The 15,794-nt window shown below is 62.9% G+C and carries 16 protein-coding genes; 4 read left to right on the top strand and 12 right to left on the bottom strand.

The annotated features are described in order from the left end of the window. Positions 1–23 precede the first annotated feature (23 nt). The gene (locus tag OHD58_RS05385) at positions 24–272 is read left to right on the top strand and encodes a hypothetical protein (RefSeq protein ID WP_263802028.1); all 249 of its coding nucleotides are present in this window, start codon (positions 24–26) and stop codon (positions 270–272) included. 206 nt (positions 273–478) lie between these two features. On the opposite strand, the gene OHD58_RS05390 is transcribed toward OHD58_RS05385, so the two are convergent. Further along, entirely contained in the window at positions 479–691 is a 213-nt protein-coding gene (locus OHD58_RS05390) for a hypothetical protein (protein ID WP_263802029.1), read from the bottom strand. A gap of 626 nt (positions 692–1,317) precedes the next feature. Then, entirely contained in the window at positions 1,318–1,557 is a 240-nt protein-coding gene (locus tag OHD58_RS05395; protein WP_263802030.1) for a hypothetical protein, read from the bottom strand. Positions 1,558–1,933: 376 nt separating this feature from the next. On the opposite strand from OHD58_RS05395, the gene OHD58_RS05400 reads away from it, so the two are divergent. Both OHD58_RS05400 and OHD58_RS05405 read left to right on the top strand, forming a co-directional pair. After that, positions 1,934–2,149, top strand: a complete 216-nt coding sequence (locus OHD58_RS05400) for a hypothetical protein (protein ID WP_263802031.1) — start codon at positions 1,934–1,936, stop codon at positions 2,147–2,149. Between the two features lie 96 nt (positions 2,150–2,245). Next, positions 2,246–2,863, top strand: a complete 618-nt coding sequence (locus OHD58_RS05405) for a hypothetical protein (protein ID WP_263802032.1) — start codon at positions 2,246–2,248, stop codon at positions 2,861–2,863. A gap of 263 nt (positions 2,864–3,126) precedes the next feature. On the opposite strand, the gene OHD58_RS05410 is transcribed toward OHD58_RS05405, so the two are convergent. The 10 genes from OHD58_RS05410 to OHD58_RS05455 form a co-directional block, all read right to left on the bottom strand. After that, positions 3,127–4,299, bottom strand: a complete 1,173-nt coding sequence (locus OHD58_RS05410) for a Gfo/Idh/MocA family protein (protein ID WP_263802033.1) — start codon at positions 4,297–4,299, stop codon at positions 3,127–3,129. A gap of 40 nt (positions 4,300–4,339) precedes the next feature. After that, positions 4,340–5,395 (bottom strand): sugar phosphate isomerase/epimerase family protein, encoded by a 1,056-nt coding sequence (locus tag OHD58_RS05415; RefSeq protein ID WP_263802034.1) that lies wholly within the window; start codon positions 5,393–5,395, stop codon positions 4,340–4,342. A gap of 33 nt (positions 5,396–5,428) precedes the next feature. Further along, positions 5,429–7,048: a glycoside hydrolase family 43 protein gene (locus OHD58_RS05420; protein ID WP_263802707.1), complete on the bottom strand. Its 1,620-nt coding sequence runs from the start codon at positions 7,046–7,048 to the stop codon at positions 5,429–5,431. A gap of 24 nt (positions 7,049–7,072) precedes the next feature. Then, positions 7,073–8,122, bottom strand: coding sequence for an L-glyceraldehyde 3-phosphate reductase (gene mgrA / locus OHD58_RS05425; protein WP_263802035.1), 1,050 nt, complete (start codon positions 8,120–8,122; stop codon positions 7,073–7,075). Positions 8,123–8,186: 64 nt separating this feature from the next. Next, a complete protein-coding gene (locus tag OHD58_RS05430) occupies positions 8,187–9,329 on the bottom strand; it encodes a Gfo/Idh/MocA family protein (protein ID WP_263802036.1) in 1,143 nt (380 codons plus the stop codon). A gap of 8 nt (positions 9,330–9,337) precedes the next feature. Continuing rightward, positions 9,338–10,084 (bottom strand): sugar phosphate isomerase/epimerase family protein, encoded by a 747-nt coding sequence (locus tag OHD58_RS05435; protein ID WP_263802037.1) that lies wholly within the window; start codon positions 10,082–10,084, stop codon positions 9,338–9,340. 37 nt (positions 10,085–10,121) lie between these two features. Beyond that, positions 10,122–11,201: an ABC transporter ATP-binding protein gene (locus OHD58_RS05440; RefSeq protein ID WP_263802038.1), complete on the bottom strand. Its 1,080-nt coding sequence runs from the start codon at positions 11,199–11,201 to the stop codon at positions 10,122–10,124. Between the two features lie 4 nt (positions 11,202–11,205). After that, complete coding sequence (locus OHD58_RS05445) at positions 11,206–12,123, bottom strand: carbohydrate ABC transporter permease (RefSeq protein WP_412177162.1); 918 nt, start codon at positions 12,121–12,123, stop codon at positions 11,206–11,208. After that, positions 12,116–13,015 carry a carbohydrate ABC transporter permease gene (locus OHD58_RS05450; protein WP_263802039.1) on the bottom strand — a complete coding sequence of 300 codons (900 nt, stop codon included), beginning with the start codon at positions 13,013–13,015 and terminating at the stop codon, positions 12,116–12,118. The genes OHD58_RS05445 and OHD58_RS05450 overlap by 8 nt, the downstream gene beginning before the upstream one ends. A gap of 73 nt (positions 13,016–13,088) precedes the next feature. Continuing rightward, a complete protein-coding gene (locus OHD58_RS05455; protein ID WP_263802040.1) occupies positions 13,089–14,327 on the bottom strand; it encodes an ABC transporter substrate-binding protein in 1,239 nt (412 codons plus the stop codon). A gap of 320 nt (positions 14,328–14,647) precedes the next feature. On the opposite strand from OHD58_RS05455, the gene OHD58_RS05460 reads away from it, so the two are divergent. Next, positions 14,648–15,691 carry a LacI family transcriptional regulator gene (locus tag OHD58_RS05460; protein ID WP_412177163.1) on the top strand — a complete coding sequence of 348 codons (1,044 nt, stop codon included), beginning with the start codon at positions 14,648–14,650 and terminating at the stop codon, positions 15,689–15,691. The last annotated feature ends 103 nt before the right edge of the window (positions 15,692–15,794 follow it).

A 15,794-nucleotide genomic window follows, 5' to 3' on the forward strand; every position in this document is an offset into this window, starting at 1 on the left:
AGACATCACCGGGGATAGTCGCCTTGCTCGCGGGCGCGGCCTGTCTCGGCCTGTGCAGCGCCAGTGCGCTCGCTCAATCGTCGAAGCCGAGCAATGATCTGCCGGGTGTGGAGGGCGACTTCCGTATCGTGAAGCCGCGGGCGGAAGTCCTCGAGCCGGAGCCCGACACACCTTTGCAGAATGGCGTGGTGAAGGTGGGCGACTGGGACGTCAGGATATCGGGCAGCGTCATCGTCGACATTGGCACGATGAAACCGCGTTCGAACCGCTAGGGCGGCAGGCCTGAACGGCATCGTCATGCCGCTCTACATCCTTCGCGCATCGGATTCATCCGAACACCGCTTCGCACCTTTCGGTCCGATGCCGTGGGCGAATTGGTGGCCGCGACGGCCTGTTGCCTGATCCGGTCCGGTAGTCCATCCATTCCCGATCGGCCGTCGCGGCCGGGCAGCGCCTGCGCCACCCTGATCCCGCAGAATCAAAGACTGTAATCGACAGCTCTCGTCCCGAAGCTGTCATCCTCCCGCAGGCGTATGCCGTCCTGCACCGCCCGCGCGCGAATTCCGATGCGGGTGCGCCCCAGCTTCCTGGCAATGGAACCGATGCGCTCATTATGAGCGGCCAGTTGCCTGAGCCTTTCGAGCTCTTCTTCAGTCCAGGGCACCAGAAATCTTGTCAGCGGATCGTCCATGACGCTTCCCTCTTACGCCATCGAACAGAAGATCACGGGGCTCGTGACAGGCGCGTGAATCCTGCGTCGGGCGCCAACGCTCATGGCGACGCCGGAAGCTGCTGGACGAAGGGTGGTCTACTGGCAGACGACTCGAATGCGGCCGTTGGCGGTTGTTTCATTCCGGCATGCGACCGGGCGCGACGGGTCGGAGCGCGCGAAGGGTGCCCTCACCACCGCCGGCTTCCATACCTTGACGCCGGCTTGCCTCGATCGCGCCGGCGCCCGTGGCGGGGCCGGGGCGGCGAAACTCGGTTCGGACGCGACGGGAGCCGGTCCGGCGGGTGGGGGAAGCTGCTGGAGCGAAGGGGCTGTATAGGAAGGCGCAGGCGTCCCCCCGAGGGCGCGCGGCAGCGACATCTGCCTGGCCAGCACGACGGAGCCGTCGGAGGTGCGGGTGCAGCCGGCGGTCATGCTACAGCACGCCGCCGCGGCGATGGGAAGCCATATGAGCTTGCTCATCCCTCCGACATAGCGCGGGCGCATGATGCGGCAATATTGTTCCATGAGATTCGCGTGCGCACAAAGCGCGGCGAAAATTTGACGAAACCGTTCAATGCGGGACCGGGACCGCCGATTGTCGAGGATTAGTCCTCTTCGTCGCCGGATGTCCAGGAATGCGGGGTGATCCGCTTCTGGGTGTCGCTGTCGACAAACGCCCACCAGCCGGCATCGCTTTCGTCCCATTCGCCGCCGGCCGCCTTGAGCCGCTCGAGCGACCGGTATTGCGCGATTGACTCGTTCTCCTGGCCGTCGGCGTCGATCCAATAGACCTGCACCTTCCGGCCATCCTTCGGGGCCGTGTCGATGGGTTTCCTGGCTGCCATTTATTTGCCTCGCCGGTTCGGAATGAGCGCGCCCGCCGGCCCCACAATCGGCTGTCCTGATCTCGTTAGCAAGCGGGTGTCAGCGGCGCCGATCCGCGAGGTTGGCCGATTTCGGGATGTTAAGCCACTGGTAATCCTATCGAAATATTATCCACGCAACGGGTTTACGGGGGCTCTGTATGCACGGAGCGTGCCTTTGCTGCACAGAATTGGAATCGTCTGCCTTCTTTCGGCGGCGTTCGCTGGCGCTTTCGCCAGCATCGTCCAGCATTCCGGCTCCAGGAGTTTCGATGCCGAATGCAGGGTTTCCACCAACCCGGCCTGCTTCGGGCCGTATCTGAAATAGATGACGAAGAGCGACAACGAACAGTTGCAAATGGCGCTCATCGAGATCGCCATATGCATTGCTCAAGCTCTCCATGAAACCGATGCCGGTGCCACGCAGCGCATGAATTTCGCCGCCGGAAAGGCCTATAACCGGCTGAAAAGTCGCGGAGACGACGCAGCTGCGGACATGCTTTACCAGTTCGGCCGCGCCCTGCTCGATCACGATCTGTTTCCGGAAACCGGGGCCAAACCGGGCTCCGAGTGAAAGGTTTGCCGTCAAATCTGTCGATAAAAGCGGGACCACCTTGTAATCGTTGAGTTTCGCGCGATACTTGCAACCGAGGAGAAGGGGTAAATCGCCATGGTCAAGAAACCAGCAGCAAAGTCGGGTAAAGCGGGTACCGGAGCCGCAGCGGCAGTCGCCGCGCGGTCGAAGGATGCGAAGAAGACAGTCGCCAAGATGCCGGCGGCTGCCACCAAACCAGCCGCCAAACCGGCTGCTGCCAAGGCAGCGAGCAAATCCGCAGCACCGGCCAAGAAGCCTGCTGCGGCCAAGTCCAACGGCAAGGCGGCAAAGCCTGCCGCGAAGGCCGCCGCCAAGGCTCCTGCAAAAGCCGCCAAGCCGGCGGCCGCGAAGAAGCCCGCAGCTGCGAAAAAACCCGCGGCCAAGCCCGCTGCCGCCAAGGCGGCCAGCAAATCGGCTCCCGCGAAAAAGCCGGCCGCCAAGTCCAACGGCAAGGCGGCAGCCAAGCCAGCGGCGAAAGCTGCTTCGGCCAAATCCGCCAAGCCGGCAGCTGCGAAAAAACCTGCTGCAAAATCGGCAGCCGCCAAGCCGAAAGCCGGCAAGTCGGTAGCGTCGAAGGTTGCGAAGGGCGTAAAGACTGCGGCAACGAGCGCGCTCGGAGCTGTTTCGATCGCCGCAAAAGCACTGACGTCCGACAAGAAGTCGTCGGCCAAGAAGCCGGCCAAGTCGAAGTAGCGCCAGGCTTCGAATCAGAAGACCGGCTGCTCGTTCTCGAGCAGTCGGCTTTCGTTGATCTCGGCTTAACGCCGGAAGTTCAGCCTCATTGGGGGCTGTTTATCCATTCCAGATACATCGATCGGGACGCCCAGCGATGGTGGCGCCAACATGCGTGGCGTCTCTATGCTCGCCGGGGTCGCGTCCTGCCATTCAGTAAGCAAGGCGCGCTGCAGAATGAAAACGGCGTGGAAAAATTCCCGCCGTTTTCATTCTCCCAGAAATCAGAGTTTCGTCCAGGCCGCGTTCTTCCTGGACGAGCGCACGCAGGCTTCGACAAAGGCAACGCCTTCGACGCCGTCGGCGACGGTCGGGAAGATGACATCCTTCGCCGGTTTGCCGTTTTTCTTGCGGGCGGCGCGGATGGCGCGCGCTGCTTCGGCGTAGATGTTGGCGAAACCTTCCAGATAGCCCTCGGGGTGGCCCGACGGCACGCGGCTGACGCGGGCTGCCGCGGGCCCGGCGCCGGCACCGGCGCGGGTGAGCAACTGCTTTGGCTGACCGAATGGCGTGAACCACAGATAGTTCGGATCGGCCTGCACCCATTCGATGCCGCCCTTGGTGCCGTAGACGCGCAGCTTCAGGCCGTTCTCGTGACCTGGCGCCACCTGGCTTGCCCAGATCATGCCCTTGGCGCCGCCCTTGAAACGCAGCATGACATTGGCGTTGTCGTCGAGCTTGCGGCCAGGCACGAAGGCATCGAGATCGGCGGAAAGGCTGTCGAGCTCCAGTCCGGAAACGAAGCGGGCGAGATTGTAGGCATGGGTGCCGATGTCGCCGGTGGCGCCGCCAGCGCCCGATTGTTTCGGATCGGAACGCCACGAGGCCTGCTTCTGGCCGGTGGCGGCAAGATCTTCGGTCAGCCAGTCCTGCGGGTACTCGGCCTGGACGATGCGGATATCGCCGAGCTGCCCCTTCTGGACCATCTCGCGGGCCTGCCGGATCATCGGATAGGCGGTGTAGTTGTGGGTGAGCACGAAGACCTTGCCGGTTTTCTCGACGAGTGCTGCGAGCTTCTTCGCCTCGGCGAGCGTCGCCGTCAGCGGCTTGTCGCAGATGACATGGATGCCGGCTTCCAGGAATGCCTTGGCGGCCGGGAAGTGGACGTTGTTCGGCGTGACGATGGCGACCGCTTCGATGCCGTCGGGGCGTTTGGCTTCCGCCTTGGCCATCTCGGCGTAGGAGGCGTAGCTGCGCTCCGGGTCGAGCCCGATCTCGGCGGCCGATGCCCTGGCGCGCGCCGGGTCGGAAGACAGGGCTCCGGCCACCAGCTGGAACTCGCCATCCATGCGTGCCGCGATGCGATGCACCGCGCCGATGAAGGCGCCCTGGCCGCCGCCGACCATGCCGTAGCGGATCGGTCCGCTGCCTGATTCCACTTTCGTTGCCCCGACCATCGCTCTCTCCGTCGTCTTGTGTTGATGCCGCTTGCGGCGATCAGATTCCCATCATCGCCCTGAGCAGCTTCCTGTCAGTCGTGCCGCCGGCGAAATCGTCGAATGCCTTTTCCGTGACCCGGATGATGTGGTGCTGGATGAAGGGAGCACCCTCCGCCGCGCCGTCTTCCGGGTGCTTCAGGCAGCATTCCCATTCGAGCACTGCCCAGCTGTCATAGCCATATTGCGTGAGCTTGGAAAAGATGCCGCCGAAATCGACCTGGCCGTCGCCGAGCGAGCGGAAGCGGCCGGCGCGGTTGGTCCAGCCCTGATAGCCGGAATAGACACCCTGGCGGCCGGTTGGGTTGAACTCGGCGTCCTTGACGTGAAACGCCTTGATGCGCTCGTGATAGATGTCGATGAACTCGAGGTAGTCGAGCTGCTGCAGCAGGAAGTGCGACGGGTCGTAGTTGATGTTGCAGCGTTTGTGGCCGCCGACCGCGTCGAGGAACATTTCGAATGTGGCGCCGTCGAAGACATCCTCGCCGGGATGGATCTCGTAGCCGACATCGACGCCGTTGTCCTCGTAGACGTCGAGGATCGGCTTCCAGCGCTTGCCGAGTTCGGCGAAGGCTTCCTCGATCAGGCCGGCCGGACGCTGCGGCCACGGATATAGATAGGGGAAAGCGAGCGCGCCGGAGAAGGTGACGGAGGCGTCGAGGCCGAGATTGCGCGATGCCTTGGCGCCGAACTTCATCTGCTCGACCGCCCACTTCTGCCGCGCCTTGGGATTGTTGTGGACGGATGGCGGCGCGAAGCCGTCGAACTGGCTGTCATAGGCCGGATGCACGGCGACGAGTTGACCTTGCAGATGGGTCGAAAGCTCGGTGATCTCGACGCCGGCATCGGCGCAGATGCCCTTCACTTCGTCGCAATAGGCTTTGGACGACGCAGCCTTCTTGAGGTCGAACAGGCGGCTGTCCCAGGTGGGTATCTGCACGCCCTTGTAGCCGAGCCCAGCGGCCCAGGCAGCGATGCTCTTCAGCGAATTGAACGGCGCCGCATCGCCTGCGAACTGCGCCAGGAAAATTGCCGGCCCCTTGATCGTCGTCGCCATCCTTGTTCCTCCCCGATTTTTCCTGGCCGGCGGTCAGCCGTCGCGGCCTGCATAGCTGAAATAGTCGAAATCCGCCGGACATGCCGCGCCGCTCGTATCGAAGGCGGCCATGCCGACGAAAGCGCCGGTAAAGGAACCGTGCTCGCCGCGGCCACCTTCGTCCGAGATCACGCTGGCGTCAAGAACTGGTCCTACCAGATTCCATCTTTCGGCGTCCCAAACGAAGAATTTCAGCGCTGCGCCGTCAACATCAAGCGCCAGGCGAACGGGACCATCACCGGTAAGGGGCAACGGCTCGCTCAGGGGAAACGAAAGCTTGCCGTTCGGCCAGTCTCCCGGACAGCTCAGAATAGTCAGCACGCGGCCCTTTTCAGAATCGTGGGTTACGGCAAGGAAGTGGAATTTGTGGCGGTTGTAATAGTGCACCAGTCCCGCGGCCTGCTGGAAGGTCGAGGGGTTGAAACTGAGTTCGGTTTCGGCGCGAAAGGAAAAATGCTCCTGCCGGCGCGCGACAAGCGATTGGTCATACCAGCTGCCAATCGATTCCCGCCCGAACAGCCGAAGCGCGCCTGGCTTTTCGGTAAGCGAAAACAGGCGCTCCGGGTATGGCGTGCGCAGCCACTGGAAGCCCAGCGGCAGGACAGGGTCGTCGAAGTCGTCGCGAATCTCCCCAGGCTTTTCCGTCGTGATTTCCGGGATGCCCGAGGGCGCGGGTACGGTGAGGCGCGGCACAGGTGCGTTGCCGGAAAGCCGCAGCCAGCCATCGGCGCCCCATTCGCATTTCTGGATGGCCGTCTCGCGGCCGAGCGGCGAGCGCCGCACGCCGGGCAGCGGCCGCGAGCAGAGATGCGTGTGGTAAACCTCGCCGTCCGGCGTCTCGACGATCTGGCCGTGCCCGGCGCGCTGCAATGGTGCGTCGGGCGCGTCCTTGGACGTGATGAGGTGGATGTCGGGATGCAACTCGTACGGCCCGTCGATCGTTTTCGACCGCGCCATGGTGACGGCATGGTCGTAGCCGGTACCGCCTTCGGCGGTGGTGAGATAATACCAGTCGTTCCTCTTGAGGAGATGCGGACCCTCGACGAGCCCGTGGTCGCTGCCGGCAAAGATGTTCTTCACCGGACCGATGAGCTTGCCGGCCTCGGCGTCGTATTCCTGTAGCAGGATGCCGGCGAAGGACGGGTGTTTCGGACTGCCGCCGACGCCATGCGAGACATGGTTCCACAGCATGTTGAGGAACCATTTTTTCCCGTCGTCGTCATGGAAGAGCGAGGGATCGAAACCCGACGAATTGACATAGGTCGGCTCAGACCACGGGCCTTCGATGGCAGGCGCGGTGACGATATAGTTATGCGCGTCCTTGAAGTTGCCGTCGATCCGTTTGACGTCGGTGTAGACCAGCCAGAACTTGCCGTCGGCATAGGACAGGCACGGCGCCCAGACGCCGCCGGAATCCGGATTGCCGCGCATGTCGAGTTGGCTGGCGCGGTCGAGCGGCCGCTTGACCAGTCGCCAATTCACCAGGTCGGTTGAGTGATGAATTTGCACACCCGGATACCACTCGAAGGTGGACGTGGCGATGTAATAGTCCAGCCCCACCCGGCAGATCGACGGATCGGGATTGAAGCCGGGCAGGATCGGATTGCGGACCATTGGCATTGCTGGGGCAGGCACTTTCTACTTCTTGCGCGCCGGACCCTTGCGCTCCGCCGACGCGGCCCAGAGGTTGATGTCGGCCTCGCGGGCGTACTGGTCGATCTCGGCCAGTTCCGCGTCGCTGAAGTCGCGGTTGTTCAGGGCGCCAACGCAATCCTCGACCTGTTCGGGCCGGCTTGCGCCGATCAGCGCGGAGGTGACGCGGCCGCGGCGCAGCACCCAGGCCAGCGCCATCTGCGCCAGCGTCTGGCCGCGCTTGCCGGCGATCTTGTTGAGCGCCTTGATGTTCTTGACCGTGGTTTCGTTGATGAAGGATTGCCGCAGCGACTTGCCCTGGCTGGCGCGGCTGTCGTCGGGAATGCCCTTCAGGTATTTCGACGTCAGCATGCCCTGTGCCAGCGGCGAAAAGACGATCGAGCCTATTCCCTCGCCTTCCAGCGTGTCGAGCAGGCCGTCATCCTCGACCCAGCGGTTGATCATCGAATAGCTCGGCTGATGGATCACGCAGGGCGTGCCGAGCTGGCGCAGGATCGCCGCCGCCTCGCGGGTGCGCTGCGAATTGTAGGACGAGATGCCGGCATAGAGCGCCTTGCCGGAACGCACCGCATGGTCGAGCGCCATCATGGTTTCTTCGAGCGGCGTCTCGGGATCGAAGCGATGCGAGTAGAAGATGTCGACGTAGTCGAGACCCATGCGCTTCAAGCTCTGGTCGAGGCTGGCCAGCACATATTTGCGGCTGCCCCATTCGCCGTAAGGCCCCGGCCACATCAGGTAGCCCGCCTTGCTGGAAATGATCAGTTCGTCGCGATATCCGGCGAAGTCGGTGCGCAGGATTTCGCCGAAGGCGGTTTCGGCCGAGCCGGGCGGCGGACCGTAATTGTTGGCAAGATCGAAATGCGTGATGCCGAGGTCGAAGGCTTTCTGGCAGATCGCCCGCTTCCGCTCATGCGGCGTGTCTTCGCCGAAATTGTGCCACAGGCCGAGCGAAATCGCCGGCAGCTTCAGGCCGGAATTGCCGCAGCGGTTGTAGGTCATGGTTTGATAGCGATTGTCGGCGGGCTGCCAGGGCATGTTCGAATTCCTTGGAAGGAGTCGGGAGAGCGAAGCGCGGGAAAGCGCCTCGCCTCCTTTAGCGCTATTTCTTCCTGGCCAGAAGAGCCTTTGCGTCCTTGATGCCGAGGGCGGCCGGCCGCTCGCAGGTGGTCTGCATGTCGACGAACTTGCCGGTCTCTCCCGACTTCAGGATGCCGGTCATCACGTCGATGGCATGCAGTGCCGCCTCCAGCGAGCAACGATGCGGCCGGCCTTCGGCAATCGCGATCGCCATGTCGGCGAGGCCGGCCGTGCGGTAGTTGGCCATCGCTCCCTGCTTGTGCTTCTGGTTCGGAATGCCGAACGGGTGGTCCCATTTCGGCGCCTTCTTCACCGGCTTGCCGGTCTTCGAATAACGCACGGTGCCGCCGAAAAAATTCGGATCGGGAACGTGGATCGTGCCGGCCTCGCCGTACAGTTCCATCGGCGCGTGGCCGTGGTCCCAGACGTCCCAGCTGGCGTTGAAGGTGACGGCAGCACCGCTTTCGAATTCGAGTAGCGCCAGGATGGTCGTCGGCGTGTTCACCGGCACCTTCTCACCGAAACGCGGCTTCGAGGTGATGGTGCGTTCCTTGGCCGGGATGGTGGCAAGCGCCGCCACACGCTTCACGGGCCCGATGAGCTGGATCAGGTTCGAGATGTAATACGGCCCGAGGTCAAGGATCGGCCCGCCGCCCGGCTGGAAGAAGAAGTCGGGGTTGGGATGCCAGTGTTCCATTCCGTGGCTCATCACATGGCAGGTGCCGCTGGTGATGCGGCCAAGCTTGCCGCTGTCGATGAGATTGCGGGCAAGCTGGTGGGCGCCGCCGAGGAAGGTGTCGGGCGCCGAGCCGACCCGCAGGCCCTTTTTCTCGGCGCGCTTTTTCAGGTCGAGACCTTCCTTGACCGACAGCACGAACGGCTTTTCGGAGTAGACGTGCTTGCCGGCGTCGAGCGCCTGCTTCGACACCTCGTAGTGGACCGCCGGCACCGTCAGGTTGACGACGATGTCGATGTCGTCGGATTTCAGCAGGTCGTCCACCGTCTCGGCGCGCACGCCGTATTCCTTGGCGCGTGCCTTCGCCGCGTCCATGTTGATGTCGGCGCCGGCTCGCACCTCGATGCCCTTGAACAGCGGTGCAAGTCCGAAATAGGTCGTCGAGATATTGCCGCAGCCGATGATGCCTACGCCAAGTTTCTTAGCCATGATTGTCCTCAAAGAGCCTGTGCCGAAGCAAGCGACCGGCGTGCGAAACGCTCGATGTCGTTCGGATTGTCCTGTTCCATCACGTAGTAGCGGGCGGCGGTCTTGGTTCCGAACGCCTTCATCAGCCCGGCCCAGTCGACCGTGCCATGGCCGACGTCGGACCAGCCGTCCTCGTCGAGGCCTTCGCCCGGCTTGGCGATGTCCTTGACATGAACGGCGACGATGCGCCGGCCGTGCCGGTCGATCCATGGCATCGGATCGGCGCCGCCGCGGATGACCCAGGCGACGTCCATCTCCCAGCCGACGTCGGGCGCGGCGGACAGGATATGGTCCTGCGGCACCGAGCCGTCGGCGAGCGGCTGGAACTCGAAATCATGGTTGTGCCAGGCGAATTCGTAACCCGCCGCCTTGGCGGTTTCGCCGACCTTGGCAAGGCGTTCGCCGAAACCACGCCAGCCGGCGGCATCGGCGGGACGCAGGTCGGCGGCGATGTGCGGGCAGATGACGATCTTCATGCCGAGCGTTTCGGCGATCTTCTGCGCGCCGCCGAAATCATTCTCGAGCATGTCGAGCGAGAAATGGCCGGTCGGCATGGTGAGCCCGTTCTTGTCGAGCTCGGCGCGCAGAGCCGCCGGATCGTCATAGACGCCGCCAAACCCTTCGACCTGCTTGTAACCCTGCTCGCCGAGCATCTTGAGCACCTTGTCCCAGGGCTGGAAGTTGCGTGCGCTGTAAAGTTGAAATGACCAATTCATCGTATCGTCCATCCATTCCGTCGTCTTGGGGGTGAAGTCAGATGCGGTTGCCCGCCGCCGTGTCGAAGATCGAGGCGCGTGCGGGATCGAAACCGATCAGCACCTGATCTCCGACATTCAGAGGCTTTTCGGCCTCGACCCGGAAAGACAGGTTGTGGCCGCCGAATTTTGTCCACACCAGCGTGTCCGAGCCCATCGGCTCGACCAGCTCGACCTGGACCTGCTGCGAGAAGGGTGCGCTCTTGGCCGCGTCGCCGAAGCTGATGTGCTCGGGCCGGATGCCGAGGACCGCCGGCCCGGTGTGGCTGTCGGCGCCGTCGAATGTGTAGCGGTCTAGCGGCACCGAAATCGATCCTGTCTTGAAGGCCGGACCGGTGCCGACTTCGCCGTCAATGAAATTCATCGCGGGCGAGCCGAGGAACCCGGCGACGAAGCGGTTGACCGGGCGGTTGTAGATCGCCTGCGGCGCGTCGAGCTGCTGGATCACCCCGCCCTTCATCACCGCGATGCGGTCGGCCAGCGTCATTGCCTCGATCTGGTCGTGGGTGACATAGATCATCGTGTTGGCGAGCCGCTGGTGCAGCCGCTTGATCTCGACGCGCAGTTCGGAACGCAGCTTGGCGTCCAGGTTCGACAGCGGCTCGTCGAACAGGAATACATCGACATCGCGCACCAGCGCACGGCCGATGGCGACGCGCTGCCGCTGGCCGCCGGAAAGCTGGGAAGGCTTGCGTTCGAGCAGCGGCCCGATCTGCAGGATCTCGGCGGTGCGTGCGATGCGCTTCTCGATCTCGTCTTTCGGCACGCCGGCGTTCTTCAGGCCGAAGGAGAGATTGCCCTTCACGGTCATCTGCGGATAGAGCGCGTAGGACTGGAACACCATGCCGATGCCGCGGTCCTTGGGCTCCTCCCAGGTGACGTTCTTGCCCTTGATGAAGATCTGTCCGGCGCTGACGTCGAGCAGGCCCGCCACGCAGTTGAGCAAAGTCGACTTGCCGCAGCCGGACGGACCGAGCAGGACCAGGAATTCGCCTTCGGGCACATCCAGGTTGAGCGATTTGAGCACCTCAACCGAACCGAAGTTCAGCGATACGTCACGCACGAGAACACTGGTCATCGGGTCAACCCTTCACCGCGCCCGCGGCGATGCCACGCACGAAAAGCTTGCCGGAAACGAAATAGACGATGAGCGGGACGAGGCCGGTGAGAATGGTCGCGGCCATGTTGACATTGTACTCCTTCACGCCTTGCACCGAGTTGACGATGTTGTTGAGCTGCACGGTCATCGGATAGGTATCCGGGCGCGTGTAGACGACGCCGAACAGGAAGTCGTTCCAGATGCCGGTGACCTGCAGGATGATGGCGACGACGAAGATGGGCAGCGACATCGGCAGCATGATCTTGAGATAGATGGCCCAGAAGCCGGCGCCATCGACACGCGCCGCCTTGAACAGCTCTTCCGGTACCGAGGTGAAATAGTTGCGGAAAAGCAGCGTCAGGATCGGCATGCCAAAGATCGAATGCACGATCACCAGCCCCCACAGATTTCCGTAGAGACCGATCTCGCGCAGCATGATGACGATCGGATAGATCATCACCTGATAGGGGATGAACGCCCCGACGATGAGGATAGTGAAGAAGATGTCGGCGCCCTTGAAGCGCCAGTTCGCGAGCGCGTAGCCGTTCACCGAGGCGATGGCGATCGACAAGATGACCGACGGCACCGTGATGCGCACGGAGTTCCAGAAGCCGCGGCTGAGGCCGTCGCAATTGAGGCCGGTACAGGCGGTGGCCCAGGCCTTCACCCACGGCTCGAAGGTGATCTCCATCGGCGGCGAGAAGATGTTGCCCAAGCGGATTTCCGGCATGCCCTTCAGCGAGGTGACCACCATCACGTAGAGCGGCAGCAGGTAATAGACGGCGACGACGATCAGCGTGCCGTAGAGAAAGATGTTGCGCGGCGAAAAGACAGCCCGCGGCCGCGGCCCGTAGGGCTCCGACGCAGCAATGGCGGAAGGGTCGAGTGTCGTGTCAGCCACGCTGCCGCCTCCCGAATTCGAGATAGGCCCACGGCACCACCACGATGATCACGGTGACCAGCATCATTGTCGACGCGGCAAAACCCTGGCCGAGATTCTGGGCGTGGAACATGTAGTCGTAGACGTATTTGGCCGGCACTTCGGAGGCGATGCCAGGCCCGCCGCTGGTCTGCGCGACGACCAGGTCGTAGACCTTGACGATACCGGCGGCGATGATGACCAGCGTTGTGATGAAGACCGGCCGCATCATCGGGATGATAATGAAAAGATAGGTCTTCCAGGTCGGGATGCCGTCGACGCGCGCCGCCTTCCAGATGTCCTCGTCGATGCCGCGAAGGCCGGCCAGCATCAGGCACATGATGAGCCCCGTGCCTTGCCAGAGCGCGGCGATCAGGATGCCGTAGATGACGATCTGGGCGTTGTAGAGCGGGTTGAAGTCGAAGCCCGTCCAGCCGAGGCTGCGCACGACGGCCTGAACGCCGAAATCGGGATTGAGCAGCCACTGCCAGACCAGGCCTGTGACGATGAAGGAAAGCGCGAACGGGTAGAGGAAGATGGTGCGGAAGGTGTCCTCGAAGCGGATCTTCTGGTCGAGCATGGCAGCCAGCAGGAAGCCGATGACCAGCGAGAAGACCAGAGAGAACACGCCGTAGATGGCGAGGTTCTCGATCGCTACCTGCCAGCGGGGTGCTGCCCACAGGCGCTCGTACTGATCAATGCCGACGAAGTTGAGGCGCGGCAGGAGCTTCGAATTGGTGAAGGAATAGAAGATCGTCCAGGCCGTGCCGCCGACGAAGACGAACACCGCCGTCAGGATCATCGGCACCGAGGCGATCTTGGCGCTCAGGTTCCGGAACAGCTGGCTGGGGCGCTTTGTGTCGGTTTCGCTCACGGCGATCCTTTTCGGATGCAGCAAAGGAGCGGACCGGCCGGGGACGGCCGATCCGTGTCTTTGGAGGAGAGTTTTAGTCAGCCGAAGCGATGATCTCTGCGAAGCGCTTCTGCGCGTCTTCCGGGGTCAAGCCCTGGTTGGAGAAGAACTCCGAGAACAGGTCTTCCTTCTGCTTCTGGGTGTCCTGCGACATCAGCTGATCGGTGCCGGGAATCACATTGCCCTTCGCCAGGATATCGAGACCTTTTTTCATGCAGTCGTTGGCTGCATTGAGATCGACATCGCCGCGCACCGGCAGCGAGCCCTTCTTCAGGTTGAAGGCGACCTGGGTCTTCGGATCGAGCAGTGTCGAGGCGAGCGCTTCCTGAGCTTTCGCCTTTTCCTCATCCTTCAGCAGCGGGAAGTAGAAAGCATCGCCGCCGGTTGAGATGATCTCGTTGACGCCGAGCCCGGGCAGGCAAGTGTAATCCTTGCCCGCCACCTGGCCGGCAACCTGGAACTCGCCTTGCGCCCAATCACCCATGATCTGGCCGGCGGCCTTGCCGGTGATGACCAAGTTGGTCGCCTGGTTCCAGTCCTGCACATTGGTGTTCTTCGACATCTTGCGGGCGTCGTCCGCCGCCTTGAACACCTTGGCGATTTCGGGCCCGGCGGCGACAGTTTCGTCCTTGTCGCCGAACACCTTCATGAAGACATCCTTGCCGGCAATCGCGACCATCAGCACATCGAAGGCGCCCGCCGATTGCCAGGGCTGGCCGCCGACGGCCAGCGGAACGATGCCGGCTTTTTCGAGCGCGGGACCGGCCGCGACGAATTCATCCCAGTTCTTCGGAACGGCGACGCCGGCCTTTTCGAACGCCGCGTTGGAGAGCCACAGCCACTGCCACGAATGGATATTGACCGGCACGCAGTAGATCTTGCCGTCCAGCGTGCAGGAATCGAGCAGGCTCGCGGGCTTGATGATGTCCTTCCAGCCTTCCTTGGTGGCGAGGTCGGTGAGGTCGCGCATCAGGCCGGCCTCGACGAGTTCCTCGGCCTGGCGGCCGTGGTTGAATTGCGTGGCGCCCATCGGGTCGCCGCCGGTGATGCGGCTGATCATGATGGGTCGGGCGGTACCGCCCGAGCCAGCGATGGCGCCGTCCACCCATTTGTTGCCGGTGGCGTCGAATGCCTTGGCGAATTCACCGACAGCAGCCGCTTCGCCGCCGGATGTCCACCAATGGGTTACTTCGAGATCGGTGGCCGAGGCCGGAGCTGTGACACAAAAGGCAACACTCGCGGCAAGCACGGCACGAGAAAATCCAAAACGCATCGATATTCCTCCCAGAACTGAAACGTTACAGATTTTGCATATTGGATTTATCGGCATGGCGCAACCCGAGCCTCGGTATTTTTTCGACATTCGAATTATTTCGCGAACCCAGAGCAGGTTGCGATGCGGCATTTCATGCTGCGCCGCGTCAACAATCGCCCTGAAGCAGCCCAGCGTTTCAGCCGCGAGCCCCGTACCAACGACACATTTCGCCAGCCTCGTTGAAACCTGTAACGTTTCAGATTATGAAGCCTCCAGCGGCAACTCCTTCATATCGCGGGAATTGCCGTCTGGCTGGGGAGCCTGATAAGGCGAGTTGCATGGACATGAGGGGCGACAATGACGATGCCATCGATCGAGTGGAAGGTGCCGCGCGCCCGACGCTGAAGACCATCGCTTTCATGACCGGGCTCGGCGTGACCACCGTGTCGCGTGCCCTGAAGGACGCCCCGGAAATCGGCGAGGAAACAAAGAAACGCGTCCAGCTGGTGGCACGGCAGGTCGGCTACCGGCCGAACCGCGCCGGCGTGCGCCTGCGCACCGGCAAGACCAACGTGATCAGCCTCGTGCTCAACACCGAGGAGCAGGTGGGCGGCTTCGTTTCCGACCTGATCTACGGCATTTCCGAGCATCTGGCGCAGACGCCCTACCACTTGATCGTGACGCCCTATTCGCGGACCAACGACCCGCTCGAGCCGGTGCGCTATGTCGTCGACACAGGGTCGGCGGACGGCATAATCATCTCGCGCACCGAGCCGAAAGACGCGCGGGTGCGCTACATGACCGAGCGCGGCTTTCCCTTCGCCACCCATGGCCGCACCGACATGGGCATCGAGCATCCTTTCCACGATTTCGACAATCATGCCTACGCGGTGGAGGCTGTGGGCAAGCTCGCGGCGCTCGGCCGTAAACGGCTGGCATTGCTCGCGCCGCCGCCCAACCTCGCGTACCACCACCACATGCGCAATGGCTTCCTCGAGGCGCTCGGCGATACCGGGCTGGCGGAAATCCCCTTTACCGGCGCGACCATCGACCACTCGATCGACGAGATCAGGGCGCGTACTGTCGAACTGCTGCGGCGGCCGAGCCGGCCGGACGGCATCGTCTCGGGCAGCGGCCAGGCGACCTTCGCCCTGGTGGCGGCCGTCGAGGATGCCGGGCTTCTGGTCGGCGAGGATATCGACATCGTCTCGAAGCAGTCGGCGCGACTGCTGCATCTGCTCAGGCGGCCGATCTATGTCGTCAACGAGAGCGTCAGGCTGGCCGGCCGGGAACTCGCCCGTTCGATTCTGGGCGCTATCGAAAGCGAGAACGTCAAGAACCTGCAGAGCCTTTCGGCACCGTCGCCGGCAGAGCTGCAATAAGCCGGTACCGCAGCAGGCCGGCGTGCCCTTTCCGCAATTGTAATCGCTTTGCAGACCACCTAGGGTCGGCTTGCAATCGATTACACCTGCTCCGATCATCGCT

This window comes from Mesorhizobium sp. ZC-5, assembly GCF_025753855.1.
In the GTDB taxonomy this organism is placed as follows: domain Bacteria; phylum Pseudomonadota; class Alphaproteobacteria; order Rhizobiales; family Rhizobiaceae; genus Neomesorhizobium.

Coding starts and splice junctions, on each gene's coding strand:
- OHD58_RS05440 (WP_263802038.1), bottom strand. CDS start 11,201: ATGACCAGTGTTCTCGTGCGTGACGTATCGCTGAACTTCGGTTCGGTT.
- OHD58_RS05455 (WP_263802040.1), bottom strand. CDS start 14,327: ATGCGTTTTGGATTTTCTCGTGCCGTGCTTGCCGCGAGTGTTGCCTTT.
- OHD58_RS05410 (WP_263802033.1), bottom strand. CDS start 4,299: ATGGTCGGGGCAACGAAAGTGGAATCAGGCAGCGGACCGATCCGCTAC.
- OHD58_RS05460 (WP_412177163.1), top strand. CDS start 14,648: ATGGACATGAGGGGCGACAATGACGATGCCATCGATCGAGTGGAAGGT.
- OHD58_RS05435 (WP_263802037.1), bottom strand. CDS start 10,084: ATGAATTGGTCATTTCAACTTTACAGCGCACGCAACTTCCAGCCCTGG.
- OHD58_RS05415 (WP_263802034.1), bottom strand. CDS start 5,395: ATGGCGACGACGATCAAGGGGCCGGCAATTTTCCTGGCGCAGTTCGCA.
- OHD58_RS05405 (WP_263802032.1), top strand. CDS start 2,246: ATGGTCAAGAAACCAGCAGCAAAGTCGGGTAAAGCGGGTACCGGAGCC.
- OHD58_RS05395 (WP_263802030.1), bottom strand. CDS start 1,557: ATGGCAGCCAGGAAACCCATCGACACGGCCCCGAAGGATGGCCGGAAG.
- OHD58_RS05400 (WP_263802031.1), top strand. CDS start 1,934: ATGGCGCTCATCGAGATCGCCATATGCATTGCTCAAGCTCTCCATGAA.
- OHD58_RS05390 (WP_263802029.1), bottom strand. CDS start 691: ATGGACGATCCGCTGACAAGATTTCTGGTGCCCTGGACTGAAGAAGAG.
- mgrA (WP_263802035.1), bottom strand. CDS start 8,122: ATGCCCTGGCAGCCCGCCGACAATCGCTATCAAACCATGACCTACAAC.
- OHD58_RS05430 (WP_263802036.1), bottom strand. CDS start 9,329: ATGGCTAAGAAACTTGGCGTAGGCATCATCGGCTGCGGCAATATCTCG.
- OHD58_RS05420 (WP_263802707.1), bottom strand. CDS start 7,048: ATGGTCCGCAATCCGATCCTGCCCGGCTTCAATCCCGATCCGTCGATC.